The organism is Kocuria sp. NBRC 114282, from assembly GCF_030268385.1.
In the GTDB taxonomy this organism is placed as follows: Bacteria; Actinomycetota; Actinomycetes; order Actinomycetales; family Micrococcaceae; genus Kocuria; species Kocuria palustris.
On record NZ_BSQO01000001.1, the window covers coordinates 640,403 to 667,193 of the forward strand.

The following is a 26,791-nucleotide window of genomic DNA, read 5'->3' on the forward strand; positions in this document are numbered from 1 at the left end:
CCGTCGGGCTGCAGGCACCGCGAATATGTCAGGGCGGCCTGCGACGGCACGGCCCTTCCTCGCCCGGGCCGCCGCAGGTGAGCATCAGGGGCGCGGACGGTCGCGGGCCTGCACCGAAGACGTGCCCGCCCTCCTTCCAGCCCGTTTCGCGGCTACTCTGGGAGACGTATATCGATGACGACGACGTCCTACGAGTACTCGACGGTGAGGAACCCCAGTGGCAGATCAGACCACCACCCAGTCCGCCCCCGACCGCAACCTGGCGCTCGAGCTGGTCCGCGTGACCGAGGCGGCGGCGATCGCCGCAGGCCACTGGGTCGGCGCCGGTGACAAGAACAGCGCGGACGGCGCGGCTGTCGATGCCATGCGCTCGTTCCTGTCCACCGTCGACTTCAACGGCACCGTCGTGATCGGCGAGGGGGAGAAGGACGAGGCCCCCATGCTCTTCAACGGCGAGCAGGTCGGCGAGGGCACCGGCCCCGCCAGCGACATCGCCGTGGACCCGATCGACGGCACCCGTCTGACCGCCCTGGGCATGAACAACGCCCTGTCCGTGATCGCCGTCGCCGACGGCGGCGCCATGTTCGACCCCTCCGCGGTGTTCTACATGGAGAAGCTCGTGGTGGGCCCGGAGGCCGCCGACTTCGTGGATCTGCGCCTGCCGGTCAAGCAGAACCTTCACCTGGTCGCCCGCGCCAAGGGCGTGCCCGTCAACCAGCTGACCGTCTGCGTCCTGGATCGCCCGCGCCACGAGGGCCTGGTCGATGAGATCCGGGCCACCGGCGCCCGAACGCGCATGATCCTCGACGGCGACGTCGCAGGCGCGATCGCCGCCTGCCGCGCCGGCACCGGCGTGGACGTCATGATGGGCACCGGCGGGACCCCGGAGGGCATCGTGACCGCCTGCGCGATCAAGGCCACCGGCGGCGTCATCCAGGGCCGCCTGGCCCCCATCGACGACGACGAGCGCCAGCGCGCGATCGACGCCGGCCACGACCTGGACCGCGTCCTGACCACCGATGACCTGGTGACCACGGACAACTGCTTCTTCGCGGCCACCGGCATCACCGACGGCGACCTGCTGCGCGGTGTGCGCTACCGCGGCGACCGCATCTCCACCCAGTCCATCGTCATGCGCTCGCGCTCCGGCACGGTCCGCGTGGTCGAGGCCGAGCACGTGGCCGAGAAGTGGTCCAAGTACTCCCGCTGAGACCTTCCGCTCGGGGCCTCGTGAGGCTCGACACCACGGGGCCCGGACCGCTGGGTCCGGGCCCCGTGGCCTTAGAATGTGCTCGATCTCAGCCCCTGGCGTGCCGTGTCACACGAGCGCTTCAGGCACCGCCCACCAGCAGCGGCGCTGCAGCGCCCTGAGGGCACGCCCATCGCCCATGCCGCTAAGGAGTCCCCCCATCGTGGCTCTGTCCGTCACCTCCTCCCAGAACCAGAAGACCTGGGACGCCACCGTCCGCGTGACCGGAGGCCATCCCCTGCAGCTGTGGGGGATCGGCGAGTCCCAGGCGGCGGCGGAGCCCGGTCTGAAGCTGGATCGGGTGGTGGTACGCGATGAGAACGATCGGATGGTCGGCTACGGGCAGCTGCAGATCCGCCGCGAGAACGTGGGCCGCGACGGCAAGGCGCTGCTGGTGGCCGAGTGCCTCAACGTGCACTCCAACCGGGCCAGCACCATCCCCGTCCTGCTGGATGCGCTGGCCGAGCACGCCGCCGAGCAGTGGGATGCCGCCCTGTTCGGCGTCGAGCTCGACGCCCCCAGCAGCCCCGAGCTGGTGGCAGCGGTGCGCGAGCACGGCTGGCAGCGCACCGGCGAGACGCCCGAAACGGAAGCCGGACCCCGGCGCCTGCGCGTGAACCTGGGCCACAGCGAATCCGACCTGTCCTCGAGGCTGTCCCAGGCCACCCTGGACCGCTGCCGCTCCGGGCTGAGGGTCTCGGACGTCGCGGTGCGGGAGATCACGACCCGCTCCGGGGATCTGCGGGCGGCAGGGCTGCGCACGGAGCAGATCGGCCGCCTGCTGCGCGAGCTCGGCCAGGACTCGCTGCTGCTCGTGGCCACCCAGGAGCGCGAGGGGCAGGAGCCCACCGCCCTGGGCTACCTCTGGTTCGTGCACACGGTCGGGCAGGCCATGCTCTACCGGGTCGGCTTCACCCGCACCGCACGCGAGATGGGCATCGACGATGCCCTGCTGCTCACCGGTGCGGTCGAGCTGCAGAAGCGCGGTGTCCAGCGCCTCGACGGCGGCGATGCCGCCGACCCCGAGGTCCCCACCGTGGTGCGCGAGCTCGCCGATGTGCAGCGCACGATCCTGGGTCCGTGGCGCAAGCCGCTGGGCGCGGAGACCATGGCCGCCGCTGATGAGATCCAGCGTGGGGCCGCAGCGGAGGAGCCCGGGAAGAAGGCCGACAAGCCCGGCAAGCGCCGTCGCGGGCTGTTCCGCTCGCCCCGGTCCCAGAAGCCCGAGCAGGTCGAGGCCGAGCCGCAGGCCCCGGTGTCGCCCGAGCCGGAGCGGACCGTGGCCATGGACGCCGACGCCGCGGCCGATCGAGCCGCTGCCGAGCGCCGCCGCGACGTCCGCCGGCAGATCAGCTCCGACCTGGGGGTCGAGGTCACCGATCAGACCCCGGCGGTGACGACCACGGGCGCTCCTGCTTCAGAGGCGGCTGGCTCGGAGGCGGGTGCGGCCGGACTCGCTGCCGCCGGCGGATCCGCGGACGCGGATCGCAGCCCCCGCAACCGCAGCCCCAAGGCCGGGGGCAAGGCCGTGCGCAAGCAGGCCAAGGCCCGCAAGCGCCAGGAGGCCGAGGCCCAGTCCGAGAGGGCGGGCACCCCGGACGGGAAGCAGCCCGGCAGCCCGGCAGCGACCAGCGTCGCGGCGAGCACCGGTGCTGCGGCTGCCGAGCCTGCGACCGCGATGACCGCAGCCCGCAGGGAGGCCGAGACAGGCCCCGCCGAGGACGCGGCCTCCGAGCCCGCGACCCAGCCGTCGCAGGACGCGCGGCAGGCCCACGAGCAGCCGGCCGAGGCGGCCACCGCCGCGGCCGTCGAGGAGGCCCCGGTGCGCCCCGTCGACGTGGACGTCCAGGCCGCCCGGCGCGAGCGCGAGTTCAAGGCCGAGCAGCGTCGCGCGGAGCGGGTCGCGCAGAAGGCCGAAGACCTCGAGGTCCAGCAGAAGCCCAAGCGCGAGCCGATCGGCAAGCGCCTGCGCCGCGAGGCCGGCGGAGCCATCCGCGACGCCATGGGGCGCTGACGGCCCCGGCCGAGCAGAACATGGACAGAGGCCGCGAGCGCAGCAGCGCTCGGGCCTCTGTCCTGTGCCGTGCCGCCGGCTCAGCGGCCGAGGCGCCCCCGCAGCCGCTCGCGGATCGACGTGGCGCGCTGGGCGGCCGCGGCGGGTGCGCGCTTGAGGGACGAGGGCCCCTCCTCGCGCAGCGTGCTCAGGGCGGCGCGGCCGTCGGTGCGGGCGGCGCCGAGGCCCTCGCGCAGGGCGCGGGCGGTCGTGTACGTCGCGTAGCCGCCCTTGGAGACCGGCAGGTCCCAGGTTCCGGGGTACTCGACGGGGCTGCCGCCGAAGGCCTTCTTGAACCGGGTGAAACCGTGCCACTCGTGCTCGGGGCCGGCGTCGTCGGGGGCGGTGCCGAACAGATCGAACGTGCTCAGCCCCTTCTCCTTCGCATCCAGGATCATCCGCACGACCAGGGGGATGCCCGCGGAGAGCTTCCGGTGCTCCACATCCATGGAGGCGTGCGCGTAGGTGCGGGTGTCGTCGGAGTCGTAGACCAGGGAGGCCCCGATCGGCTCGCCCTCCAGGCGAGCGATGTAGAGCACCGCAGCTCCCTGCGGCATGAGGACCTCGGCGGCGGTCCGCAGGTAGTCGTCGTGCTGGCGGTTGAAGCCCTTGCGCTCGGCGGTCTGCTCCAGGAACCGCAGCAGCACGGAGACCGTCTCGGGCTCCGTGTGGGCGGTGAACGTCACGCCCTTCTTGTGGATGTTGCGGTGCAGGTTGCGGTTGGTGGACTTCATGTCCCTGAGGATCGCGTCCTCGTCCTGTGTGAGGTCGATCAGCTGCGTGTGCCCCGGCTGCAGGTGTCTGGGGGAGGGGCGGAAGCCGCGCCGACGCATGGCTCGGTCCTTGGACTCGGCACCGGTCTGGATGACGGCGAAGGCCGGCTCGACCCGCACGAACCAGCAGCCATGCTCCTGCGCCGCCTGGCGCAGGGATGCCATGGCGGCCTCGAACGACTCGACGGAGTCGGCGATCGGCCCGTACGGCGCGTAGAGGTAGCGCCCGGTGCGTCCGCCCTCGACGGTGGCCTGCCAGGACCATCCCTGTCCGGATTCCTGGAGCACGGTGTGGCCCAGGGCGCGCTGGAAGTCCGCCCACGGCTGGGTCTGCAGAATATTCGTCACGCCGCCACTGTACCGGCCGAGACCACGGGCCCGGTCCGTGCCGGCGGGCGGCTCGGACCGGGCCCGTGAGGCCTGCGGGCGGGTGGGATCAGGGCACCGAGCAGGTGCCGTTGGGCGAGAGATCGGGCGTGTCCCCGGAGGAGCCCTGGCTGTCGTCGGTGGTCTGGGCGGGCACCGTGACGAGGCTCGCGGAGCCCAGGGGGCCCGCACCGCCGACCGGCCCGGAGGCCTGCGGATCCTCGCCCTGTGCGGACTCCAGCATCTCCTGCACATCCGCGTGGAGCTGGTCGTAGTCCGGGTAGGTGGGGAACAGGTCGTCGTAGTAGGGCGGGCCGGCCGCATAGGTCACGAACTCGTGCTCCTTGGCCTTCACCGCCAGGTCCACGAACGAGCCCAGCGACGACTGCGGGATGTCCGTCTCGACCACCTGAGTTCCGGCGGCGGCCAGCTCCTCGAACTGGGTGACGACGTTCGCGGGGTTCAGCTGATCCAGCATGGCGGCCTGGACGCAGCGCTGGCGGGCCTGGCGGTCGTAGTCCGAGGCCCCCTGGCGGGAGCGGGCGTACCAGAGGGCGTGATAGCCGTCGAGCTTCTGGACCCCGGGCTCGATGTAGCCCAGGACCTCGTTGGGCTCGCCCGTGCGGGGGTTCGTGCCGCCGCCCATCGCGACCTGGCCGCCGACGTCGATCGTGATGCCGCCCAGGGCGTCGATGAGCTGCTCGAAGCCGTGCATGTCGATCATGGCGTAGCCCTGGACCTCGATGCCCAGCACGCCGGTGGCCGCATCCTTCATGGCCTCCACGCCAGGATCCTCGACGTCATCGCCGTAGATGTCCTGGTGGTTCTGCATGACGTCCGTGTAGACGGCGTTGAGCAGGCACTCGTCGCCGCAGTTGTAGCCCTCCGGGTAGATCTCGTGCATGGGCGAGTCCTCCGGGAAGGGCACGTTCTGCAGGTTGCGCGGCAGCGAGATCGTGGCGGTCTGGCCGGAATCGGCGTCGATGCTCAGCACCGTCATGGAGTCGGGGCGCAGGCCCACCCGGTCTTCGCCGGCGTCGGCGCCCATGAGCAGGATGTTGTACCGCCCGTCGACGGGGCTGAACGGCATGCCGCCGGCGAAGATCTCGCCGACCGTTCCGCGGGTGACGTTGAGCAGGTGCGCGGAGTAGAGCAGCCCGCCGGAGGTCACGAACAGCAGCGCTGCCAGCCCGGCGCAGGCCAGGACCCTGGGGCGGGTCTCGAGCAGGCCGGGGCGGATCAGCCGCAGCGTGTCCAGGAAGAGCAGGCCCCACCAGATCGCGGCGAGCACCAGGGCGAAGGCGATGACACGGCCGGAGATGCCGTTGGTCAGCAGGAACACCAGGGGATTGCGCCACAGCAGCGCCGAGAGCAGCGTGACGATCAGCACCGCCCAGCACACGACGCTGATCGTCAGGGCGATGCGGCCCAGTCGGCGGCTGCCGGCGGCGACCTGCGCCGAGCCCGGGAGCACGAGGGTGCCCAGGATCAGCAGCCAGGCCCGCCACGTGCGCCGACCGGAGGAGACGAACGACGGATCCCGCAGAGCGCGCGCCCACGAGGCCGTGCCGTCGCGGTTGCTCAGCTGCGCGTCCGAGGAGACCTCGGCGGCGATGTCCCGGTCCTGCGGCTCGGGAAGCCCCTCGTGCTCGGGGCCCTCCTCCAGAGCGTCGCGGTCCAGGAGGTCTCCCTCCGTCCAGGCCCGCCGCGCCGGGGGCTCAGGAGCATGGGCTCGGGGCGTGCCGTCTCGGGGCGGTCGATCCTCTGCCGGGCCCTGATCGGCGGGGAGGCCGCGCTCGGGGGCCTCGTCGGTCCACTCGTCCTCGGCCCAGTGGCGACCGGCGGGGCGCCTGGTCTCCATCGGCTCCTCCGTCCGGCGGGCGCCGGGGGTCTCAGTGCCAGGGCGCTGGACGGAGGAGTCCTCGGGACGGGCCCGGCCATCGGAGACCGGCTCCTGACGAGGGTCTCGGGAGGCGTCGATGCGTCGCCGGCGGGGGTCGCGGGGAAGCTGAGGTCCGGTCACGGTGTCACTCGCTCGATCTGGGAGGCGGGGAAGATGCCCCTGGTGGGGAAGCGGCCGGGACCGGAGCATCGGTCCTCGGCGGGGTCACTGGGACAGACGGCGACGCAGCGCGCGTCCCTTGTCCTGAGCGGAGGCGTTGAGGTCGGCGGCGAAGGAGTTCAGGTCGCGGCGCAGCTGGCGGGCGCGGTCATCGGTGCCGGAGGCCAGGATGCGAGCCGCCAGCAGGCCGGCGTTGCGGGCGCCTCCGATCGAGACGGTCGCCACCGGGACACCGGCGGGCATCTGCACGATGGACAGCAGCGAGTCGAGGCCGTCGAGCGTCTTCAGCGGCACGGGCACGCCGATCACCGGCAGCGGCGTGGTCGCGGCGATCATGCCGGGGAGGTGAGCTGCTCCGCCAGCGCCGGCGATGATCACGCGCAGCCCGCGCATCTCGGCCGAGGAGCCGTAGTCGAGCATCTCGGAGGGCATGCGGTGCGCGGAGACCACATCGACCTCGCAGGAGATGCCGAGCTCGTCGAGGACCTGGGCGGCGGCCTCCATGACGGACCAGTCCGAGTCCGATCCCATGATGACGCCGACATCGGGAAGCGCTTGGCTCACTGCACACTCCTGGAACTCGGGCCCGAGGCGGGGCCCTGGTCTGCGGGGGCGGCGCCGAGGGGCGCCGGTTGGGGATCATCGCACACGGTACTCGCGAACCCTGGACGGGACGTGGAGATCGACGGACGGCGCCCCTGAGGAGGCGCTGCCGTCTCGGAGAGCCGTGCCCCGGAGCTCTCAGCGGCCGTCGCGCACCACAGCCGCTGCCGCCGAGGCCAGGGCGCGGACCTCGGCGGTCACGGAGCCGTCCGCCGGGTCCTCGCGCCGGGACAGAGCATTGACGTGCCCGACCTTGCGCCCAGGCTTCACGGACTTGCCGTAGAGGTGGATCTTGGCGCGCGGATGCTCGGACATCGCCTGGGTGAGGCCTGCGAACAGGTTCGGCTGCTCACCGCCCAGGATGTTCTTCATCACGGCGACGGACGCAAGGGGCTCGGGCGATCCCAGGGGCAGGTCCAGCACGGCGCGCAGGTGCTGCTCGAACTGCCCCGTCACGGCGCCGTCCATGGACCAGTGCCCGGAGTTGTGCGGGCGCATGGCCAGCTCGTTGACGAGCAGTCTGCCGTCGCGGGTCTGGAACAGCTCGACAGCCATCACACCGGTCACATCCAGCTGCTCCGACAGCTCCAGGGCGATGCGCTGGGCGGTCGCGATCTCGTCCGGGGCCAGGTTCGGGGCGGGGCTGATGACCTCGTCGCACACGCCGTCGACCTGGATCGACTCGACCACCGGCCAGCAGCGCTGCTCGCCGCTGCGGCGCCGTGCCACCTGGGCCGAGAGCTCACGGGCGAAGTCGACGGCCTCCTCCGCCAGCAGCGGGGACTCGGCGCGGCCGAACCATTCGGCGGCCGTGCCGGTGCGGGCCTCGTCCTGCGAGCGGACCACCAGCACGCCCTTGCCGTCGTAGCCGCCCCGCGGCGTCTTGAGGATCACGGGCCACCGGCCGTCGGCGAAGGCCACGAGGTCCTCGGCGTCCGAGACCTCGGCCCAGCGCGGGTTCGGCAGGCCCAGGCGCTCGACGGCCCGGCGCATCACGATCTTGTCCTGGGCGTGGATCAGGGCGTGGGGGCGGGGCTCGACGACGACGCCGTCGGCCAGCAGCGCCTCCAGGTGGGCGTTCGGGACGTGCTCGTGATCGAAGGTCAGAGCGTCCAGGCCCTGGGCGAAGGCGCGCAGTGCCTCGAGGTCATCTCCTGGGCCCACCTGATGGGAGGCCGCGGCCGGAACTGCGCCGGCCTCCGCGGACTCGGCGAGCACACGGAGCTCGATGCCCAGCTCGGTGGCGGCCGGGCCCATCATGCGGGCGAGCTGGCCTCCGCCGACCACGCCGATCACGGGTCCGGTGGGGGCGAAGCGCCGGGAGTCGGCGGCGGGGGCGTGGGTCTGGGTGCTGTGGTCGTTCATCACACTCCCAGGGTAGTCGCGGGTCGGGTCGGCTCCCCGTCAGGTTCGCAGTAGTACGCTTCTGCAGGCCCTCGTTCCGTTCCGATGCGCGCGACCTGCGCAGCTGCGGGGCCGTCTCGAATCCGGAGTCCTTACGCCATGACCGTTCGCTTCAAAGCCCTCTGGGACCTGTTCATCGCGGAACTGATGAAGTTCGGGACCGTCGGCGGGCTCGCCTTCCTGGTCAATGCCGGCGTGGTCGCTCTGCTCATGGCCACCGTCTTCCAGGACGGCGGCCACCTCAAGGCAAAGGCGATCGCCACGGTCGTGGCCACCCTGTTCTCCTGGCTGGCCAACCGCTACTGGACCTTCAAGGACAAGCGACAGGCGGACACCAAGCGGGAGGCCTGGCAGTTCCTGGTCGCCAATGTGATCGGCCTGGCCATCGAGCTCTCGTGCATCGGCGTGAGCTACTACGTCCTGGGCCTGACCAGCGGCACGGCCTCGTTCATCTCCGGCACGATCATCGGCACCATCCTGGGCACCGTCTTCCGGTACCTGGCCTACCGCTTCTGGGTCTACGCCAAGCCGCTGGACAGCGAGCCGGGCTTCGCTCCCTCGACCGCCTCGGAGATGGCCGCGATCACCGGCAGCCTCCCGGTCGTGGGGCAGGACCGGGCTCGTCGCCGCACCGGCAGCACCGCCCACGGGACCCCGGGCGCCCCGGAGCCGGTCATGGGCGATGACCGGCAGGGCCCGGAGGCAGAGGCCTCGGATCTCAGCTCCAGGTGAGTCCCACGCGCTCGGCGGCCAGATCCCGCCGCAGCGCCTCATCCCGAGGACGATCGCTGAGCACTGCTGTGCCCTCAGCGGCCCAGATCGCCAGCAGTCCCGCCAGAGCATCGCGATCCCAGCCGTCGACGGCCACGTGCACCACCGGGGCGGAGCCCAGCTCGGCGGCCCGGGCCTCGGCCTGGTCCCGCAGCTCGGCGAAGCTCAGAGCCCCGTCGCTCGTCTTGAGGGCGGCATCCGCGTCTGCGGGCCGGCTGGCCCCCGACCACCGGTCGCCGTGGGAGCGGATCTCGGCGCAGTAGTCGATGTCCCCGGGCTCGAGCACCGAGTCATCCGGCAGTCGCATGGCCAGCGCCGGGTAGGCCAGGATCAGACGATCCTCGGCCTCCGCCACAGCCGCTGCCGCTGATCCTTCGGGCGAGGGGAGCGCATCGGCTGCCGCGCCGGTGCGATCGAGCAGAGCGCTGAGCCGGACGTCGCCGACCGTGGGCTCCAGCACCACGCAGGCCCCGGTGCGCCAGGCCGCTGCGGCCAGCACCAGCGTGCGCCAGTGCAGCGCGGGATCCAGGACCACGCGGTCGCCGGGCATCAGGCCCAGATCATCCACCAGGAGGTTCGCGGTCTTGGCGATCCAGTTCTCGCTCACGCGACCGGACAGCTCGACCCGGCCTCCATCGGAGCCGTACCAGACCACGGCCGGAGTGGGGCGCTGGGCCAGCCGGGTCAGCAGACCGGTGATCTCGGCATCCGGTCGGCGTGCATCGGTGCGATCGTCCATGGTGATCCTCTCGACGGGGCTTGGGCGGGGCGGTCTGGCGGGGAGGCGAAGGCAGATCCTGAGTGTGCCGCTGCGGGCATCATTCGAGGTCAGAATGGGGCTCGACGGGGCGTTGGGGGCCTGCGCGCACGGGATCCTCGCTTGACGCAGGACACTTACACACGTGTAATTAAGGCTCCGAGCAGGTGATCTCCCACTGAGGGGAGCTGATCTGCTTCCCCCGCACAGTCTTCGCCGCGATCCTACGGCTCGCGCGTCTTCGCCGCATGAGATGGCACATGACGCCGCACGAGCCCCACGGATCCTCGCGCACCGGAAGGACCGACATGGCAGAGCCCGCACGAAGTCGCGCAGAGCTGTCCGAGCCCGCCCGCCGCCGCCGCGGCGCCCGCGCAGTGCCGCAGGACTGGTTCCTGGACCCGGTCGACGGCGATTCCGCCTCCGCGGCGCCCGCGCGGCGTCTGAGCGCGCTGTCGGATACGGAGAGCGCGGATTTCCAGGATGCCTCCGAGGTCCCCGGCTCCATCTGGCAGGCCGTGGCCGGCGTCTACGGCGTGGACGACGACGAGGGCGAGCTCACCTGGCAGACCGATGCCCTGTGCGCTCAGACCGATCCCGAGGCCTTCTTCCCGGAGAAGGGCGGCTCGACCCGCGACGCCAAGCGCGTGTGCTCCGCCTGCCCGGTGCGCGATGAGTGCCTGGACTACGCCATGGCCCACGACGAGAAGTTCGGCATCTGGGGCGGGCTCTCCGAGCGCGAGCGCCGTCGTCTGCGCCGCGCCGGGCGCTGACGCGCCCGGATGCCCGGGCGACGGATCGACCGGAGGGTAGCCTTCCTCGAATGAGCACCGCAGAAGCACCGCTGGATCGACTCTGCTCCCGGCAGAGCTGCCGTCGACCCGCGCGGACCACCCTGACGTTCGTGTACTCGGACTCGACCGCTGTCATCGGACCGCTGTCGGTGCATGCGGAGCCGCACGCGTATGACCTGTGCGTTCCGCACGCCCAGCGCATGACCCCTCCGCGCGGCTGGGAGATCGTCCGCCTCGAGGGCATCCCCGACTCCCAGGACGAGGAGGCGCCCGCGGCTCAGCGCGGTGACCTCGTGGCGGACTCCGCGCCGCTGGCGCGGCTGAGCACGCTGCCCGGTGCCGCACGGACCCACGCGCCTGCCGCGGACGCCGGATCGCAGACGCAGAGTCCGCAGGCCGATGACGAGGACGCCGCCGGGGATGATGCCCCGGGGAACCCCTTCGGCTCCGCCCCCCAGGGGTGGGGCCGCAGGCGTCGTTCCCGGCTGAGGGCCGTGAGCTCCTCGGGGCACAAGGAGCCGGCCGAGGAGTCCGTCGAGCACGGCGGCGAGGCATCGTCCTCCGCGCCGGAGGAAGCCCCGGTCGCTGCGATTCCCGAGCACCCGAGCGTGTCGGGCGGGCGCGCGGCTGGGCTGCGCGCCGTCTCCGATCCCGTGCAGGAGCGGGAGCCCGTCCAGGGCATCGACGATCCGGGCGAGGCGGGCTCCCTCCACGGCGAGGACGGCGCCTTCGACTCCCTGACGGATGAGATCTTCGCCAGCCACAGCACGGTGTACGTGCCCGCACGCCGAGCAGTGCGCCCCCAGCCCGAGGGGATGCGCCGCCCGCACCTGCGCCGCGGGCGCTCCTGAGCCGGACTCGGGGCCTGACCTGCCCCTACAATGGCCCACGGCGCCCCTCGATGAGGTCGCCTCGACCATGGTCCCCCCAGCCGAAGGCCTCCGCACATGACCAGCGCTCCTGGCTCCGATCCGTCGTCTCGCCCCGCAGGAGGCTCGTCCCCTGACGGGGCCTCCGAGTCGGATCTCCCCGCATCCGGCTCCACCAGCCGTCCGAGCACGGGACGGCTCCCATGGGTGCAGGATTCCGCTGCTCAGGAGTCGATCGAGCGCGCCCGCCACCGCGGGCGAGGGATCTCCGAGCTCTCCCCGGACCTGCTCGAGATCCTGCGCTGCCCGCTGACCCGTGGTCGGCTGCTGCCCCTCGACGAGCATCACCTCATGAGCGAGCTTCCGCACCTGGAGGGGATCCACCCCGTCTACGAGATCACCGACGGCATCCCGCATCTGCTGCCCGCTCAGGCGATGGCGGACCGAGGGCCCCGGTGAGCCGGTCGCGTCCGGCTCGCCCCCAGCAGCCGCTGACCTCCGGAGCGCAGTGGGCCCACCTGGGCCCGGCGGTCTCCGCGCAGAGCAGTTCCGAGCAGCTGGCCTCCTCCGGGTGGCCTGACGCTTCACGCGCTGCGGACGGCTCGACGAGCGGGCCCGTCGAGCCCTGGAGCGATGCTGGTCGGCAGAACGTCTCCCCGCACTCCGCCGAGCAGCCCCGCACACATGATCGATCGGAGCCGGAGTCTCCGGGCCGCGGCAGCACGGCGCATGCGCCCGAGGCCCGTTCGGGCGGCTCCCGTCGAGCGGAGGAGCAGGGCGGGCGACTGGGCGCACTGGGGGCGCTGACCCGCGTGCTCGTGGCACTTGCGGTGCCGCTGTCGCTGCTGGTGGTGAGTATCCGCCTGGTGGCCACGCCGCTGTTCCTGTGGATCGAGTACCACCGCCCGGGCTTCCCCGAGGATCCCTACGGGTTCCAGGCCGAGGACCGCATGATCCTGGGCTCCCAGGGCATGGACTACGTCCTCAACTGGGCCCCGGGGCCGTTCCTGGGGGAGGTGCGCACCTCGTCCGGGCGGCCATGGTTCACGCCGGAGGAGGTCTCCCACATGACCGACGTGAAGTGGGTCCTGCAGATCGGCCTGTGGGCGGGGTTCGTGGTCGTCCTGGCGGCACTCGTGCTGGGCCTGCTGCGCCGCCGCGACCGCGACGGCCTGCTCACCTCCGTGGCCGTGGGCGGCTGGCTGACCGTGATCGCCTCCGCCGCTCTGGCGGTGGGGGCGGCACTGGGCTGGCAGCAGTTCTTCGCGGGGTTCCACTCCCTGTTCTTCTCCGACGGCACCTGGACGTTCTCGAACGCCGACACCCTGATCCGGCTCTACCCCACGCAGTTCTGGATGGACGCGGCGGGGACGATCGCCGTGATCACCGTGTGCGGCTCGGTGCTGGCCGCAGTCCTGGCGCAGCGGGCCCGTTCGGGTCGGCGCGGGCGTCGTCGGGATTGATCCAGCAGACCCGGCAGACGAGCAGCCCCGCAGGAGCGCACAGCGCACCTGCGGGGCTCCGTCCTCCTCCGCTCAGATCCAATTGTCGAACCACATGCGGGCCCGCCAGTGGTCGTAGGGCAGGACCTGGGCGCTCCACAGGGGCCAGAAGAACACGGCCAGAGCCAGCACCGCGCACAGCCACAGGCCCACCACGGTCCAGCCGATCCGCGCCGGCCACGGCCGTGTGTGCGGCCCCGGCAGCAGCAGCCCGGCCACTCCGGCCAGGACGAGGACCAGGAACGGCAGGTAGGGCAGGGCGTAGAAGAAGAACTTGGTGCGCTCCGGGTACATCAGCCACGGCAGCCACCCGACCGCGATCAGGCTCAGCAGGCTCGCCATGCGCCAGTCGCGGCGCACCGCCACGACCACGACGGCCACGACGAGAGCGACGAGGCCCGCCCACCAGATCCCGGGGTTGCCCTGGTTGAAGATCTGCTGCGAGCACTTGGCGGCCTCGCAGCCGGACTGGCCCTGGCCCAGGGACTCGTAGAAGTACGACGTCGGCCGGCCCAGGAACATCCAGTCCCACGGCTGGGACATGTAGGTGTGCTCGGAGGAGAGCCCCTGATGGAAGTCGTAGGCGGAGACGTGGTACTCCCACAGCGAGCGCAGCGGGGCCGGAAGCCACTGCGGGCCGTCGTCGGGGTGCTCTGCGGCCCACTGCCTGCGGTAGCCGCCGGTGGAGCGGAACCAGCCCGTCCAGGTGGCCAGGTACACCGCCAGCGCCACGGGGATCATGGACAGGAAGGCCGGGATGCCGTCGCGCAGCAGCCCCGACGGCAGCCAGAGCCGCACACCAGCGGCGCGCCGTGCCGTGAGGTCCCAGATCACCGTGAGCAGGCCCAGGGCGGCCACGAAGTAGAGAGCGTTCCACTTCACGGCCACGGCGAGCCCGCAGGAGACGCCGGCGGCGATCCGCCACCAGCGCACGCCGAGCCCGGGGCCCCAGCGGACGCTCCGGGCGCTCATCCGTCGGGCCAGGCGCTTTCGGGCGTCCTGGCGGTCGAGCAGCAGCAGCACGAAGGCCAGCAGGACGAACAGCGCCAGGAAGATGTCCAGCAGGGCCAGGCGCGAATGGGCGATGTGCAGCCCGTCGACGGACAGCGCCAGCCCGGCGATGGCCGAGACGATGGGGGAGCGGAACAGCAGGGCGGCGGCGATCACCACCAGCACGATCATCAGCGTCCCCGCCACGGCGGAGGAGAAGCGCCAGCCGAAGGCATCGCCGGCGCCGAAGAGACGCATGCCCAGCCCGATCAGGATCTTGCCCAGCGGCGGATGCACCGCATAGGAGGGCGCGTCCAGCGGCTCGGGAGGGGTTCCGGCGGCGAAGCCGGCATCGGCGTCGTCGGGCCACTCGCGCTCGTAGCCCGAGAGCATGATCGCCCAGGAGTCCTTGACGTAGTAGGTCTCGTCGAAGGCGATGTCCTGCGGCTGTCCCAGGTGCCAGAAGCGCAGGAAGGCCCCCAGCAGGATGCTCAGCAGCGGCAGCAGCCACAGCCGGGACAGGCTCAGCGGAGTGCGCGGCAGCAGCCGTTCACGCAGCTCGGCCTCCGTGGGCGCGGACCGGCGCGGAGTCCAGGCGGCCGAGTCGAGGACGGCCATCGAGGTCGTGGGAGGAGGGGCCGGCGGCGGCGCTGAGTGCGAGGGGGACACGGAGATCATGCTAGGGGAAGCGAATGCCCGTGAGCCCCGGGATCTACAGTGGTCCGGTGAGCACCGATCGCAACGCCCCCGCTGACCGCCACGACTCCGCTCGGATCGCGGGGCTGCCCCAGGGCGGCTGCCTGGTCCTGGCCGCCACCCCGATCGGCAACCTGGGCGATGCCTCCGACCGGCTGAAGGCCGCCCTGTCCATCGCCGACGTCGTCGCTGCGGAGGACACGCGCCGCACCCGTCGTCTGGCCTCGGGACTGGGGATCGAGATCACGGGACGGCTGGTGGCTCATCACGAGCACAACGAGGAGTCCAGCTCCCAGCAGCTGCTCGACGAGGTGCGCAGCGGCTCGATGGTCGTGGTGGTCTCCGACGCAGGCATGCCGACCGTCTCCGATCCCGGCTACCGGGTCGCGGCCGCCGCCGCAGCCCAGGACCTGCCGGTCACGTCGCTGCCGGGTCCGTCGGCCGTGCTCACGGCGCTCGCGGTCTCGGGGCTGCCCAGTGACCGCTTCGCCTTCGAGGGCTTCCTGCCGCGCAAGCCCGGGGCCCGTTCCGCGCATCTGGTGGAGCTGGCCGGGGAGAAGCGCACGATGGTCTTCTATGAGGCCCCGCACCGGATCGCAGCGATGATCGAGGCGATGGCCGAGGCCTTCGGCCCGGAGCGCCCTGCGGCCATCGCCCGCGAGCTGACCAAGGTCTACGAGGAGGTCCTGCGCGGGAGCCTGGGCGATCTGCACGAGCGGATCCGCGAGGACGGTCTGCGCGGGGAGATCGTCGTGGTGGTCCAGGGAGCTCCGGCAGCCGAGCCTGAGGAGGCTGCGGATCTGGTGGGACTGGTGGAGCAGGAGGTCGCACGCGGGACCCGGCTCAAGGACGCCGCCGGTCAGATCGCCGCCGCGCACGGAGTCTCGAGGCGGGATCTCTACGAGGCGGTGCTCGCCGCTCGGTCCTGACGCGCACCGCCATCATTCGCCGCCCGGAGCCCTCGGAGATGACCGGGCCATCGGACCGGTGGGTGCGCAGTGGGGCCGATAGGCGTCGGGGCGACGGGCTAGCCTGGGCGGGATGAGAACCTCCCGCCTGAACCAGACGCTGTGGCCGGACCCCGCCCAGCGACCCGCGACCGTGCCCGGTCAGACCCCTGAGGCCTACCGCTCCGAGCACTATCAGCTGCCGGAGGACGCGCCGTCGGGCCCGGGGACCAGGCGCGGCGGCGAATCCGCCGAGACCGGGCACAAGCGCGACCTGAGCTTCCCGGAGGCTCCCCAGCCGCTGCCGCTGCCGATCGTGGACAACCACACGCACATCGACATCCAGGACGGCAGGGTGCACATCGGGATCCCGGATGCCCTGGATGTCGCCCAGGACCTCGGCATCCGGGGGATCGTGCAGGTCGGCTGCGACATCCCGTCCTCGCGCTGGGCGGTCGAGGCCGCAGAGGCCGACGAGCGCATCCTGGCCGCCGTGGCGATCCACCCCAATGACGCCCCCGCGCTCGCGCAGAAGGACGCGCTCGACGACGCCCTGACGGTGCTCGACGAGCTCGCCGGGCACGAGCGCACCCGGGCGATCGGAGAGACCGGACTGGACTACTTCCGCACCGGCAAGGACCGCCACGAGCTGCAGCAGGACTCGTTCCGCGAGCACATCCGCCTGGCCAAGAAGCACGGGTTGGCCATGCAGATCCACGACCGCGACGCCCACGCCGACGTCGTGCGGATCCTGCTGGAGGAGGGCGCCCCCGAGCGCACCGTCTTCCACTGCTTCTCCGGCGATGCCGAGCTGGCGCGGATCTGCAACGAGAACGGCTGGTACATGTCCTTCTCGGGCACGGTCACCTTCAAGAACTCCCACGGGGTCCAGGCCGGGCTGCGGGAGGCGCGCCGCGAGCTGATCATGGTCGAGACCGATGCTCCGTTCCTCACCCCGCACCCCTACCGCGGGCGGCCGAACGCGCCGTACCTGGCGGTGCAGACGGCGCGCTGGATCGCTGAGCACCTCGAGACCCCGCTCGAGCAGCTGTGCGAGCAGCTCGAGCGCACCTCCCGCGAGGTCTACGGCGAGCACTGAGGCGGTGGGCCGATAGCATGTCCGACGTGCAGAGCCCTGATGCCCCGGAACCCGCTGTCCTCCCCCTGCTCGGTCCCGCCGAGATCCGGGAGCTGGCCGCCTCCGCCGGCATCCGCCCCACCAAGACCCTGGGGCAGAACTTCGTGATCGATCCCAACACGATCCGCCGCATCGTCGCCGCCGCACGGCTGGAAGCCGCTCACGACGACGGTCCTGTGGCCACGGTGCTGGAGGTCGGCCCCGGTCTCGGCTCGCTGACCCTGGGGCTGCTGGATGCTGTCGAGCACGTGGTCGCCGTGGAGATCGATCCGCCGCTGGCCGCACAGCTGCCGCACACCGTCGCCCGCTTCCGCCCTGAGGCCGCCGACCGGCTCGAGGTCGTGCTGGAAGATGCGCTGCAGGTCGCCTCGCTGCCCCGGGAGCCTGAGGCGCTCGTGGCGAACCTCCCGTACAACGTCGCCGTGCCTGTGCTGCTGAACCTGCTGGCGCGCTTCCCCTCGATCCGCCAGGGGCTGGTCATGGTCCAGGACGAGGTCGCAGACCGCCTGGCGGCCCGGCCCGGGTCCAAGGTCTACGGCGTGCCGTCGGTCAAGGCGTCCTGGCATGCGGAGGTCGAGAAGGCCGGCGTGATCGGCACCCAGGTCTTCTGGCCGGCGCCGCGGATCAGCTCGGGACTGGTGCGCTTCCGCCGTCGCGCCGAGCCGCTGGCGCGCATCGGCGCTGCGGAGGCGCTGAGTCTGTCTGGTCGAGAGGGGGAGGGTGCCGAGCGCGATGCCGTCTTCGCCGTGGTCGATGCTGCCTTCGCCCAGCGCCGCAAGACGCTGCGGGCCGCACTGTCCGGCTGGGCAGGCTCCGGGGCGCTGGCCGAGGAGATCCTGATCGAGGCCGGCATCGCCCCGTCCGAGCGCGGGGAGAAGCTCGACGTGCTGGGCTTCGCGAGCATCGCGGCGGCCGGTGCTTCCCGCGGCATCATCGGGGGACCGCGCGCCTCGAGCGGCGGGCAATCGTGAGCGGACCGGTCCAGGCCGTGGCCCCGGGCAAGGTCAATCTCTGCTTCCGGGTGGGCCCTCTGCGCGAGGACGGCTACCACTCGGTGGCCAGCCTGTACGCCGCGGTCGATCAACTCGAGACCGTGCAGCTCGAGCTGGATCCGCAGCGCCCGGCCGGATCCGTGGGCTGCGAGCTGCGGGTGGTCGCAGGCTCCCTGGTGGCCCAGCAGGAGGCTGCCGGCGCCTTCGACCCGACTCTCGTGCCGCTCGACGAGCGCAATCTGGCGGTCCGGGCCGCCCAGGCGGTGCTGGCCGAGGCCCCGGACCTGCCCAGCGGTCTCATGCTGCGGATTGCCAAGGCCGTGCCGGTGGCCGGCGGGATGGGCGGAGGCTCTGCCGACGCCGCAGCGGCGCTGAGCGCGGCCGCCGAGCTGATCGCGCGGGAGACGGGCCATGCGATCGCGCGCGAGCGGCTGCTCGAGATCGGTGCGGGCCTGGGCGCCGACGTCCCCTTCGCCATGACGGGGGGAGCGGCGGTCGGGACCGGCAGCGGCACCGAGCTGCGCGCCGTGCCTGTGCGGGTCCGATGGCACGGCGTCCTCGTGGCTGATACCGGCGCGCTGTCCACTCCGGAGGTCTTCGCGACCCTGGACCGGATGCGCGCCGAGGGCGCTGCACCGACGGTGCGGGAGTCCGAGCTGGAGGTGCCCGCCGGGCTGCTGCGCGCCCTGGCTGAGGGCGAGTCTGCGGTCGGCGGGGAGGCGCTGGCCAATGATCTGCAGGCGCCGGCTCTGCAGATGTCGCCCGAGCTGCGGCGGCGCCTCGACGAGCTCGAGGAGCTGGACGCTCGAGCGATGGTCTCCGGCTCGGGGCCCACGATCGTCGCGCTGCCCCGCACGTCAGGTCATGACGACGGCGCGGAGTCGAGCCGGGTGCTGGCGGCACAGCTGCGCGAGCGCGGCCTGTGCGCCGTGGCCTGCACCATCGGCTGAGACACCCGGCTTCCCGCCCGGACACGCAACGCAGACCCGGGGCGCGATCGTGTGCCTGCAAAGTCATGAGGCACCCTTACTGAAGGGGACGTCTCGTCCGAGTCCCTGGAAGATGCTGTCGAAAGGCCTCATGCTGGATGGCTTGTATGCCCGTGCGCAGGGGGCGTGCGGTCGAACAGCAGGGGAGAGGCATGGCAGTGGACAGCTCCGTCGCCGCGACTGAGCATCGGGGCGGACCGGAGAGCGGGGCCTCGGCAGCCGCACCGCGGCAGCGGTGGATCGACACGGTCAAGGGAACCGCGATCGTCCTGGTGGTGCTGGGGCACGCCTACGGGCTCCAGCAGGAGTACGGGTGGCAGGCCCACGGCCTGTGGAACGACGTCAACATCCTGCTCGGGCTGTGGCGGATGCCCGTCTTCATGGTCGTGGCAGGCTTCTTCGTCACTCGCTCGCTGGAGAAGTACGGCAGGCAGTACTGGCGTCGTCGTCCGCTGAACATGCTGTGGCTGTTCGTGGTCTGGACGGTCGTCTTTGCGGTCTCCTACCTGCTCATCGGAGCGGTCTCGGACACCCTGACTCCGGGGGCCAAGCTCGGCGAGTGGGTCCATGAGACGCTCACCTTCGACTCCTACCTCTGGTTCCTGATCGCCTTGGCGGTCTACTACGGCCTGCAGGCCGTGGTGGGGACGCGACCGCGGATCGGCGTCGTGCTGGTGGCGCTCGCGCTGTACGTGCTCTTCGTCCCGGGTCTGGTCGACAAGGTCTCCTGGGGCAGCAACGAGGTGCCCCAGCACTGGCTGTTCTTCCTGGCGGGGGCCTGGGGCAGCAGCGCCATCCGCACCCGAGTGCCGCAGATCCCCGTGTGGCAGGGACTGGCCTGGTGCGTCGCCTTCGCGGTCTCGCTGCTGCTGTGGATGCCCACCCGCGAGGTCCCCGTCCTGGAGCACTTCACAGCTGCGGTGCCGCCGCTGCTGGGGATTCCTGCGGGGATGTGGCTGCTGCACCTGCTCGACGGGCGCCGCGGCATGGGCTGGGCGCGAGCGGCGGGTTCGCGCAGCCTGCCGATCTACGTGCTGCACGCCATCATCCTGCAGCTGCTGCTCGGCCTGATGACGCGCGTGGCCTGGCCGGAGGCCATGGGCACGGTGATGCTCTGGGCGGGTCCGGTCCTGCTCACGGTCCTCACCGTCGTCGTGGCGCTGGTCATCCACCGGGTCACCGGATCGGTGCCGCTGCTGTGGGGCCTGCCGCAGCCGGCCGATCCGCGGGTCTCGCGCGGTCGCCACGCGGTCTGAGGCGGCTCAGACCTCCTGCGCGGCGCGCAGCGCCTGCCGGGACTGCTGCAGGCGCCGCGCTGCGGCCTCCTCGCCTCCCCGACGGGCGGCCGAGGAGACCAGGGAGAGCAGGACGCCGCTGACGCGCACGCGCAGGGACGCGGGATCCACGATGCCGTCGAAGGCCTCGAGCACCGGCGCGATCGACGGCGCGGAGAGGGGAGCGCGGTCGTCCCGGGGGTCGTCCAGCTGCGCGCAGCGGTGCGCCAGATAGCAGGCCAGGTCATCGTCCAGGCGACCCGGACCCACGGAATCGAGATCCAGCAGGCCCGTGATCGGCCCCAGGGACGGCTCCAGCAGTCGGGGTCCCACCATGACGTTGCCGGCGTGGAAGTCACCGTGGCTCGGGACCAGGTCAGCGTCCTCGCACGCGCACCGCGCGGCATCCACCGCCTCCGCGTGGGCGAGCACCTCCTCGGCCGATTCCGGCAGGGAGGCCGCAGCTGAGCGCGCGTAGTCCAGGACGCGATCCGTCCACGACGGACGCCGGGCCAGGTCCATGACCGAGCACGGAAGCCGGTCCAGCAGGGCGAGCAGATGCTCCGCCTGCAGCGGCGATTCCGGGTGGTCGTGTCGCTTCCGCGAGGCGGGGTGCCCCGGAACGTGCGCCAGCAGCACGCCGCCGTCGCCGGAGACCGCCAGGGGCTGGGGCACCGGGACGCCCGCCTCCCAGAGGCTGAGGTGGCGCTGCACGAGCTCGTGCTGACGGGCAGGCCGCACGACCTTGAGCCAGGCGGCGGGGTCGTCGAGTCCGTCGGCGTTCAGGCGCAGCACGGCGCGCCGGGTGGGGCGATAGGACAGAGGCGCCGGAGACAGCGCCTCTGGATCCGGCAGGCCCAGTCCCAGGCTCGGATCCAGCAGAGATGTGGAGCTGCGAAGCCCCGGCAGCCAGGGGTCCTCGGGCCACAGCCACCCGATCAGGGCGCAGCCTTCGGCCTCCACCGCGACGGGGCCGGGGTCACCCCAGGAGGAGTCCGAGCCCGACTTCGGCAGCGCCGGCATGGCCCCGGTCGACAGGCATACGACGACCTCGTCGGGGTCCTGCGACGGCAGCCTGCCGGGCCATGTGGGCGCCCCCTGCAGATCGTGGCGCAGCCGCAGCGCGTAGACGCCGGTGACCCCGGCGCCCGGGCGGTGGTGCAGGCCGATCCGCCGCCACGGCCGCCCGTCCGATGCGCAGAGCCGACGACGCCCCAGCGCCAGCCCATGGGCGGCCAGCACGGAGTCCAGGGCCCGGCGCAGACCGGAGCCGCGCAGCACCTCGACGGCCGCCAGCTCCGCGGCGACGCCGTCGGCGGGTGGGGCAGGGACCACGTCGTCTCCCCTCGGGATCTCAAGCCGGCGGCATCCTCACCGCGCGATCTCCCCGACGATAACCCGAGGTGCGCGCGGGCGCCCGCAGTCGTCGGCGAGCGCTCAGCGGATGATCAGGCAGGTCGTGGTGGCGTGAGCGATGAGCCGTCCGCTCTCGTGATGCACCTGGCCCTCAGCGGTCGCGGTGCGCCCGCCCACGTGGATCGTGGTGCCCTCGGCGCGCAGCCGCATGCCCTTCACGGACATCACGACGCGGCCCGCCTCGACCTCATCGAAGCTCATCCCGAGCAGCCGGCGGATCGACGGGACGGCGTCGGAATCGTGGTCCTTGAGCCAGCGCAGGGTCTCCAGCCCGGTCATCGACGACCAGCCCGGATCCTGGGCCTTCCCTACAGCCTGTGCGGCGCCGGTCTGCTCGGCGGGCTCTCCCGCGGTCATGGGCGTCTCCTCCGGTGGTGGGGCCGCATCAGCCCTCCAGCTGCTCGGAGAGCTCGAGCCAGCGCATCTCGAGCTCGTCGATCTCGTCCTTGGCCGCGTTCATGCGGGCGGTGATCTCGCCCAGGCCCTCGAAGTCGGTCTGGTCGTGGTCGGCCAGCTCCTGCTCCCGGTCTGCCACCGTCTCGCGCAGCTTGGACAGCTTGCGCTCGATCGACCCGACCTCCTTCTGCATGGCGCGGGACTCGGCCCCGGACAGGGAGGAGCCCTGCGAGGACGCGGAGGCGGCCATGGGGTTCGACTCGGAGGTCTGCAGCGCGGAGCCGTCGGCCAGGCGCAGGTACTCGTCCACGCCGCCGGGCAGATGCCGGAAGCGGCCGTCGAGCACGGCGTACTGCTGATCGGTCACCCGCTCGAGCAGATAGCGGTCGTGGGAGACGACCAGCAGGGTGCCCGGCCAGGTGTCCAGCAGGTCCTCCATGGCCGCGAGCATGTCCGTGTCGAGGTCGTTGGACGGCTCATCCAGCACCAGGACATTGGGCTCCTCGAGCAGGATCAGCAGCAGCTGCAGGCGCCGCTTCTGCCCGCCGGAGAGATCCTTCACGGGCGTGGCCAGGTGCTCGTTGGTGAAGCCCAGCCGCTCGAGCAGCTGCCCGGGCGTCATCTCCTTGCCGCCGGTCACGTAGGAGGTCCGGTAGCGCCCGACCACATCCGAGACGCGGTCCTCGGCGACTTCCTCGAGCTCGCGCAGCTGCTGGGTCAGCACGGCCAGCTTCACGGTCTTGCCCCGCGTGACGGTTCCGGAGGTGGGCTGGACGTCGCCGGTGACGAGTCCCAGAAGAGTGGACTTGCCGGCGCCGTTGCGACCCAGGATGCCGGTGCGCTCGCCGGGGGCGATCAGCCACGTCACGTCCTTGAGCACCGTGTGCTCGCCGGCCTCCCGGTGGCCGGTCTCCTCGTCGTCGTGGGCCCCGGTGTAGGTGACCCAGGCATCCTCGATGTCGACCACGCGCTTGCCCAGCCGCGAGACGGCCATCCGCGACAGCTCCACGGTGTCGCGCGGCGGCGGGACATCGGAGATCAGCTCGTTGGCCGCCTCGATGCGGAACTTGGGCTTGGAGGTCCGGGCAGGGGCGCCGCGGCGCAGCCAGGCCAGCTCCTTCTTCATGAGGTTCTGCCGCTTGGCCTCGGTCACAGCGGCTTGTCGGTCGCGCTCGACGCGCTGCAGGACGTAGGCCGCATAGCCGCCCTCGAAGGGATCCACGATCCGGTCGTGGACCTCCCAGGTGGCGGTGGAGACCTCGTCCAGGAACCAGCGGTCGTGGGTGACCACCACGAGCCCGCCCTGGGACTTGGGCCACCGCGAGTTCAGATGCCGGGCCAGCCAGGTGATGCCGTCGACGTCGAGGTGGTTGGTGGGCTCGTCCAGGAACAGCACATCCCACTCCTGGGCCAGCAGCGCGGCCAGGGCGGTGCGGCGGCGCTGGCCGCCGGAGAGCTCGCCCACCGGCGCGTCCCAGTCCAGATCGGCCACGAGCCCGCCGATGACGTCGCGCACCTTGGGATCGCCGGCCCATTCGTGCTCGGGACGATCCCCGACGACGGCCTGACCGACCGTCAGCGACGGATCCAGGACGTCCGCCTGGTCGAGCATCCCGATCCGGGTCCCGGAGCGCGAGGTCACGCGTCCCTGATCAGGGTCGATCCGTCCTGCGAGGACCTTCATGAGGGTCGATTTGCCGTCGCCGTTGCGCCCGACGATGCCGATGCGGTCGCCGGCGTCGATGCCGACCGTCACGCCCTCCAGGACCGTGCGGGTGGGAAAGGACAGGTGCAGGTTCTCCCCGCCGAGTAGATGAGCCATGATCCGCTCAGCCTATCGGCCGCGGCGGACGCCGGAGGGCCCGCGGCATCACCAGGAGCCTGAGTGCCGACTGGTAGTGTGGGCCAGCACGCGCGGTGCCCGCGGCAGCCGCGAGAGAAGCGGTCCCGCACCTGCCGCGCCACGGTGCGATCCGCCTTGGTGTAATTGGCAGCACCCCGGCCTTTGGAGCCGTGGAGTCTAGGTTCGAACCCTAGAGGCGGAACCGACGGGACGCGGCAGCCCACCGACTCGTCCCGCCCCCTCGACATCCCATCCCAGAGGAGCACGACAGTCGTGAGCACAACGGAATCCGCCGGGGCGATGGTGCCGCCGGCCGCAGTGATCGTCCTGGCCGCGGGCAAGGGCACGCGGATGAAGTCCAAGACTCCCAAGATCCTGCACGAGATCTGCGGGCGCTCCATGGTCGAGCACTCCTTGGCGGCGGCGCGCTCGCTGGACCCGCAGCGCCTGGCCGTCGTGGTCCGACACGACCGGGACCGCGTGGCCCAGCACGTCCTGGCCTTCGACCCGGAGGCGATCATCGCCGATCAGTCCGAGGTCCCGGGCACCGGCTCCGCCGTGCTGGCCGGGCTCGAGGCCCTGGACGCCCAGCAGCGGGTCGAGGGCACCGTGGTGGTCACCTACGGCGACGTGCCCCTGCTGACCCCGGACACGCTGGCCGATCTGGTGCGCACCCACCAGGACAACGGCAGCGCGGTCACGGTGCTCACCGCCCAGCACCCCGAGCCCGGCAAGTACGGGCGCATCCTGCGCGATGCCGACGGCTCCTTCGCCGATATCCGCGAGTTCAAGGACGCGACCGAGGCCGAGCGCGCGGTCGCCGAGATCAACTCGGGGATCTTCGCCTTCGACGCCGACGTCCTGCGGGACTCGCTGGCCGCGGTCACCACGGACAACGCCCAGGGCGAGATGTACCTGACCGACGTCCCCCGCATCGCCCGCGAGGCCGGCGGCCGCGTGGACGCCGCGCTCATGGAGGACTACATGGAGCTGGAGGGTGCCAACGACCGTGCGGCGCTGGCCGAGCTCGGCCGGCACCTCAACCAGGTCACGGTGCGCCGCCACCTGCTCAATGGCGTGACCGTCGTGGACCCGGCGAGCACCTGGATCGACGTCGAGGTCGCGATCGGGCAGGACGCCACGATCCTGCCGAACACGCAGCTGCACGGCGTCACCTCGATCGGCGAGGACGCCGTCGTGGGCCCGGACACCACCCTGGACGACGTCCAGGTCGGCCGCGGGGCCAAGGTCGTGCGCACGCACGGCTCGGACTCCCGGATCGGCGCCGGCGCCTCGGTGGGCCCGTTCGCCTACCTGCGCCCGGGCACGGAGCTGGGTGCCGACGGCAAGATCGGCACGTTCGTGGAGACCAAGAACTCCACGATCGGCGAGGGCTCCAAGGTCCCGCACCTGTCCTACGTGGGAGATGCCACCATCGGCACCGGCTCCAACATCGGCGCCGCCTCCGTGTTCGTGAACTACGACGGCGTGAACAAGCACCGCACCACAATCGGCGATCACGTCCGCATGGGCTCGGACAACATGTACGTGGCCCCCGTGACGGTCGGCGACGGCGCCTACTCGGGTGCGTCCACCACCGTGCGCAAGGACGTACCGGCAGGGGCCCTGGCGCTGACCGAGGGCCGTGCTGTGATCGTGAAGGGCTGGGTCGAGCAGCACCGCGCCGGCACCGCAGCCGCGGAGGCCTCGGCACGGGCCCGCACGGGTTCAGCTGAGTCTGGTACAACCGAAGGCACGTCCGCGGGGCAGACCGCGGACGGCACCGCGTCGGCCCGTGTGGCCGGAGAAAGCGAGTCACGATGACCGGGATCCTCAACAACGGATCGAGCCGCCTCGTCCTGCTCTCGGGCCGGGCGCACCTCCCGCTGGCTGAGGACGTCGCGCGTGAGCTCGGCACGGAGCTCGTGCCGACCGACGCCTACGACTTCGCCAACGGCGAGACCTACGTGCGCTTCAGCGAGTCCGTGCGCGGCGCCGATGCCTTCCTGATCCAGTCCCACCCGGCGCCGATCAACCACTGGATCATGGAGCAGCTGCTCATGCTGGACTCGCTCAAGCGGGCCTCGGCGAACTCGATCACCGTGGTCTCGCCCTTCTACCCGTACGCGCGCCAGGACAAGAAGCACCAGGGCCGCGAGCCCATCTCCGCTCGCCTGATCTCGGATCTGTACAAGACGGCAGGCGCCGACCGCCTGATGTCCGTGGACCTGCACACCGCCCAGATCCAGGGCTTCTTCGACGGCCCCGTCGATCACCTCATGGCCATCCCCATCCTGGCCGATCACGTGCGCACGCTCGTGGACGACGTCGACAACGTCACCGTGGTCTCCCCGGACACCGGCCGTGTGCGCGTGGCGGAGCAGTGGGCCGAGCGCCTGGGCGGCTCGCCGCTGGCCTTCGTGCACAAGACCCGCGACATCACCGTGCCGAACCAGGCGGTCTCCAAGGAGGTCGTCGGCCAGGTCGCGGGGCGGACCTGCGTGCTGATCGACGACATGATCGACACCGCCGGCACCATCACCGGGGCGGTGAAGGTCCTGAAGGCCGCAGGGGCCAAGGACGTCATCATCGCCGCGACCCACGCGGTGTTCTCGGACCCCGCGGTCGAGCGCCTGCAGAGCTGCGGCGCCCGCAAGGTCGTGGTCACCGACACCCTGCCCGTCCCGCCGGAGCACCGCTTCGAGGGCCTCGAGGTCCTCTCGATCGCCCCGCTGCTGGCTCGGGCCATCCAGGAGGTCTTCGAGGACGGCTCGGTCACCAGCCTGTTCAACGGCCGCTCCTGACACCCGGCTGCCGCCGATCCTGAGATCGCCGCGGCGGACAGACGACGACGCCCTCGCTTCCGTGCGGAAGCGAGGGCGTCGTGCTGTGCCGGACCCGGAAGGC

General features: G+C 71.8%; 23 protein-coding genes and 1 tRNA gene. 15 read left to right on the plus strand and 9 right to left on the minus strand.

Annotation, left to right across the window (positions count from 1 at the left end; genetic code table 11):
* Window positions 1–217 precede the first annotated feature (217 nt).
* Both glpX and QSJ40_RS02975 read left to right on the plus strand, forming a co-directional pair.
* Window positions 218–1,210 carry a class II fructose-bisphosphatase gene (glpX, locus tag QSJ40_RS02970; RefSeq protein WP_006213404.1) on the plus strand — a complete coding sequence of 331 codons (993 nt, stop codon included), beginning with the start codon at window positions 218–220 and terminating at the stop codon, window positions 1,208–1,210.
* Window positions 1,211–1,412: 202 nt separating this feature from the next.
* Window positions 1,413–3,263 (plus strand): hypothetical protein, encoded by a 1,851-nt coding sequence (locus QSJ40_RS02975; protein ID WP_285728598.1) that lies wholly within the window; start codon window positions 1,413–1,415, stop codon window positions 3,261–3,263.
* Between the two features lie 80 nt (window positions 3,264–3,343).
* On the opposite strand, the gene QSJ40_RS02980 is transcribed toward QSJ40_RS02975, so the two are convergent.
* From QSJ40_RS02980 to QSJ40_RS02995, 4 genes are all read right to left on the minus strand, one after another.
* Window positions 3,344–4,423 carry a lipid II:glycine glycyltransferase FemX gene (locus QSJ40_RS02980; protein WP_268144079.1) on the minus strand — a complete coding sequence of 360 codons (1,080 nt, stop codon included), beginning with the start codon at window positions 4,421–4,423 and terminating at the stop codon, window positions 3,344–3,346.
* Between the two features lie 88 nt (window positions 4,424–4,511).
* Window positions 4,512–6,302, minus strand: a complete 1,791-nt coding sequence (locus QSJ40_RS02985) for an LCP family protein (RefSeq protein ID WP_285728602.1) — start codon at window positions 6,300–6,302, stop codon at window positions 4,512–4,514.
* Window positions 6,303–6,548: 246 nt separating this feature from the next.
* Window positions 6,549–7,034: a 5-(carboxyamino)imidazole ribonucleotide mutase gene (purE, locus tag QSJ40_RS02990; RefSeq protein WP_053448307.1), complete on the minus strand. Its 486-nt coding sequence runs from the start codon at window positions 7,032–7,034 to the stop codon at window positions 6,549–6,551.
* Between the two features lie 210 nt (window positions 7,035–7,244).
* Window positions 7,245–8,471: a 5-(carboxyamino)imidazole ribonucleotide synthase gene (locus tag QSJ40_RS02995; RefSeq protein ID WP_278857587.1), complete on the minus strand. Its 1,227-nt coding sequence runs from the start codon at window positions 8,469–8,471 to the stop codon at window positions 7,245–7,247.
* A gap of 138 nt (window positions 8,472–8,609) precedes the next feature.
* Between QSJ40_RS02995 and QSJ40_RS03000 the strand changes: the two genes are divergently transcribed.
* On the plus strand, window positions 8,610–9,242 hold the full coding sequence (locus tag QSJ40_RS03000; protein ID WP_285728607.1) for a GtrA family protein: 633 nt from the start codon (window positions 8,610–8,612) through the stop codon (window positions 9,240–9,242).
* Here the strand turns inward: QSJ40_RS03000 and QSJ40_RS03005 are convergent.
* Window positions 9,229–10,020 carry a TIGR03089 family protein gene (locus QSJ40_RS03005; RefSeq protein WP_206390338.1) on the minus strand — a complete coding sequence of 264 codons (792 nt, stop codon included), beginning with the start codon at window positions 10,018–10,020 and terminating at the stop codon, window positions 9,229–9,231. The genes QSJ40_RS03000 and QSJ40_RS03005 overlap by 14 nt on opposite strands.
* A 326-nt stretch (window positions 10,021–10,346) precedes the next feature.
* Here QSJ40_RS03005 and QSJ40_RS03010 point away from each other — a divergent pair, with 326 nt between their 5' ends.
* The 4 genes from QSJ40_RS03010 (at window position 10,347) to QSJ40_RS03025 (ending at window position 13,164) form a co-directional block, all read left to right on the plus strand.
* A complete protein-coding gene (locus QSJ40_RS03010) occupies window positions 10,347–10,811 on the plus strand; it encodes a WhiB family transcriptional regulator (protein ID WP_231860997.1) in 465 nt (154 codons plus the stop codon).
* 50 nt (window positions 10,812–10,861) lie between these two features.
* The gene (locus QSJ40_RS03015; protein WP_285728611.1) at window positions 10,862–11,683 is read left to right on the plus strand and encodes a DUF3499 family protein; all 822 of its coding nucleotides are present in this window, start codon (window positions 10,862–10,864) and stop codon (window positions 11,681–11,683) included.
* A 225-nt stretch (window positions 11,684–11,908) separates the two neighbouring features.
* Window positions 11,909–12,160: a Trm112 family protein gene (locus tag QSJ40_RS03020; RefSeq protein ID WP_029643653.1), complete on the plus strand. Its 252-nt coding sequence runs from the start codon at window positions 11,909–11,911 to the stop codon at window positions 12,158–12,160.
* Window positions 12,157–13,164, plus strand: a complete 1,008-nt coding sequence (locus QSJ40_RS03025; RefSeq protein ID WP_285728613.1) for a DUF1461 domain-containing protein — start codon at window positions 12,157–12,159, stop codon at window positions 13,162–13,164. Before QSJ40_RS03020 ends, QSJ40_RS03025 begins: the two co-directional genes overlap by 4 nt.
* A 72-nt stretch (window positions 13,165–13,236) precedes the next feature.
* On the opposite strand, the gene QSJ40_RS03030 is transcribed toward QSJ40_RS03025, so the two are convergent.
* Window positions 13,237–14,871: a dolichyl-phosphate-mannose--protein mannosyltransferase gene (locus tag QSJ40_RS03030; RefSeq protein ID WP_375543938.1), complete on the minus strand. Its 1,635-nt coding sequence runs from the start codon at window positions 14,869–14,871 to the stop codon at window positions 13,237–13,239.
* Window positions 14,872–14,918: 47 nt separating this feature from the next.
* Here QSJ40_RS03030 and rsmI point away from each other — a divergent pair, with 47 nt between their 5' ends.
* The 5 genes from rsmI to QSJ40_RS03055 all read left to right on the plus strand — a co-directional run bounded on the left by rsmI (window position 14,919) and on the right by QSJ40_RS03055 (window position 20,211).
* The gene (gene rsmI / locus QSJ40_RS03035) at window positions 14,919–15,818 is read left to right on the plus strand and encodes a 16S rRNA (cytidine(1402)-2'-O)-methyltransferase (RefSeq protein ID WP_006213391.1); all 900 of its coding nucleotides are present in this window, start codon (window positions 14,919–14,921) and stop codon (window positions 15,816–15,818) included.
* Window positions 15,819–15,930: 112 nt separating this feature from the next.
* Entirely contained in the window at window positions 15,931–16,935 is a 1,005-nt protein-coding gene (locus QSJ40_RS03040) for a TatD family hydrolase (protein WP_285728616.1), read from the plus strand.
* A gap of 17 nt (window positions 16,936–16,952) precedes the next feature.
* Window positions 16,953–17,945: a 16S rRNA (adenine(1518)-N(6)/adenine(1519)-N(6))-dimethyltransferase RsmA gene (rsmA, locus tag QSJ40_RS03045; RefSeq protein WP_285728618.1), complete on the plus strand. Its 993-nt coding sequence runs from the start codon at window positions 16,953–16,955 to the stop codon at window positions 17,943–17,945.
* Entirely contained in the window at window positions 17,942–18,916 is a 975-nt protein-coding gene (locus tag QSJ40_RS03050) for a GHMP family kinase ATP-binding protein (RefSeq protein WP_249933890.1), read from the plus strand. Before rsmA ends, QSJ40_RS03050 begins: the two co-directional genes overlap by 4 nt.
* Window positions 18,917–19,107: 191 nt before the next feature.
* Complete coding sequence (locus QSJ40_RS03055; RefSeq protein WP_171004202.1) at window positions 19,108–20,211, plus strand: acyltransferase family protein; 1,104 nt, start codon at window positions 19,108–19,110, stop codon at window positions 20,209–20,211.
* Between the two features lie 6 nt (window positions 20,212–20,217).
* Here QSJ40_RS03055 and QSJ40_RS03060 read toward each other — a convergent pair whose 3' ends face one another.
* The 3 genes from QSJ40_RS03060 to QSJ40_RS03070 form a co-directional block, all read right to left on the minus strand.
* Complete coding sequence (locus QSJ40_RS03060) at window positions 20,218–21,564, minus strand: phosphotransferase (protein ID WP_137803067.1); 1,347 nt, start codon at window positions 21,562–21,564, stop codon at window positions 20,218–20,220.
* A gap of 102 nt (window positions 21,565–21,666) precedes the next feature.
* Window positions 21,667–22,002, minus strand: coding sequence for a PaaI family thioesterase (locus QSJ40_RS03065; protein WP_249933889.1), 336 nt, complete (start codon window positions 22,000–22,002; stop codon window positions 21,667–21,669).
* A 28-nt stretch (window positions 22,003–22,030) separates the two neighbouring features.
* Window positions 22,031–23,863 (minus strand): ABC-F family ATP-binding cassette domain-containing protein, encoded by a 1,833-nt coding sequence (locus QSJ40_RS03070; RefSeq protein ID WP_058871757.1) that lies wholly within the window; start codon window positions 23,861–23,863, stop codon window positions 22,031–22,033.
* Between the two features lie 150 nt (window positions 23,864–24,013).
* Here QSJ40_RS03070 and QSJ40_RS03075 point away from each other — a divergent pair.
* The 3 genes from QSJ40_RS03075 (at window position 24,014) to QSJ40_RS03085 (ending at window position 26,688) form a co-directional block, all read left to right on the plus strand.
* A tRNA-Gln gene (locus tag QSJ40_RS03075) sits at window positions 24,014–24,086 on the plus strand.
* 98 nt (window positions 24,087–24,184) lie between these two features.
* Window positions 24,185–25,708, plus strand: coding sequence for a bifunctional UDP-N-acetylglucosamine diphosphorylase/glucosamine-1-phosphate N-acetyltransferase GlmU (glmU, locus tag QSJ40_RS03080; RefSeq protein WP_137803075.1), 1,524 nt, complete (start codon window positions 24,185–24,187; stop codon window positions 25,706–25,708).
* The gene (locus QSJ40_RS03085) at window positions 25,705–26,688 is read left to right on the plus strand and encodes a ribose-phosphate diphosphokinase (protein WP_006214192.1); all 984 of its coding nucleotides are present in this window, start codon (window positions 25,705–25,707) and stop codon (window positions 26,686–26,688) included. The genes glmU and QSJ40_RS03085 overlap by 4 nt, the downstream gene beginning before the upstream one ends.
* The last annotated feature ends 103 nt before the right edge of the window (window positions 26,689–26,791 follow it).

Coding starts and splice junctions, on each gene's coding strand:
- QSJ40_RS03065 (WP_249933889.1), bottom strand. CDS start 22,002: ATGACCGCGGGAGAGCCCGCCGAGCAGACCGGCGCCGCACAGGCTGTA.
- rsmA (WP_285728618.1), top strand. CDS start 16,953: ATGTCCGACGTGCAGAGCCCTGATGCCCCGGAACCCGCTGTCCTCCCC.
- purE (WP_053448307.1), bottom strand. CDS start 7,034: ATGGGATCGGACTCGGACTGGTCCGTCATGGAGGCCGCCGCCCAGGTC.
- QSJ40_RS03070 (WP_058871757.1), bottom strand. CDS start 23,863: ATGGCTCATCTACTCGGCGGGGAGAACCTGCACCTGTCCTTTCCCACC.
- QSJ40_RS03055 (WP_171004202.1), top strand. CDS start 19,108: ATGGCAGTGGACAGCTCCGTCGCCGCGACTGAGCATCGGGGCGGACCG.
- QSJ40_RS03030 (WP_375543938.1), bottom strand. CDS start 14,871: ATGATCTCCGTGTCCCCCTCGCACTCAGCGCCGCCGCCGGCCCCTCCT.
- QSJ40_RS03040 (WP_285728616.1), top strand. CDS start 15,931: ATGAGAACCTCCCGCCTGAACCAGACGCTGTGGCCGGACCCCGCCCAG.
- QSJ40_RS03010 (WP_231860997.1), top strand. CDS start 10,347: ATGGCAGAGCCCGCACGAAGTCGCGCAGAGCTGTCCGAGCCCGCCCGC.
- QSJ40_RS03000 (WP_285728607.1), top strand. CDS start 8,610: ATGACCGTTCGCTTCAAAGCCCTCTGGGACCTGTTCATCGCGGAACTG.
- QSJ40_RS03005 (WP_206390338.1), bottom strand. CDS start 10,020: ATGGACGATCGCACCGATGCACGCCGACCGGATGCCGAGATCACCGGT.
- QSJ40_RS02985 (WP_285728602.1), bottom strand. CDS start 6,302: ATGGAGACCAGGCGCCCCGCCGGTCGCCACTGGGCCGAGGACGAGTGG.
- glmU (WP_137803075.1), top strand. CDS start 24,185: ATGGTGCCGCCGGCCGCAGTGATCGTCCTGGCCGCGGGCAAGGGCACG.
- QSJ40_RS02995 (WP_278857587.1), bottom strand. CDS start 8,471: ATGAACGACCACAGCACCCAGACCCACGCCCCCGCCGCCGACTCCCGG.
- QSJ40_RS03085 (WP_006214192.1), top strand. CDS start 25,705: ATGACCGGGATCCTCAACAACGGATCGAGCCGCCTCGTCCTGCTCTCG.
- QSJ40_RS03015 (WP_285728611.1), top strand. CDS start 10,862: ATGAGCACCGCAGAAGCACCGCTGGATCGACTCTGCTCCCGGCAGAGC.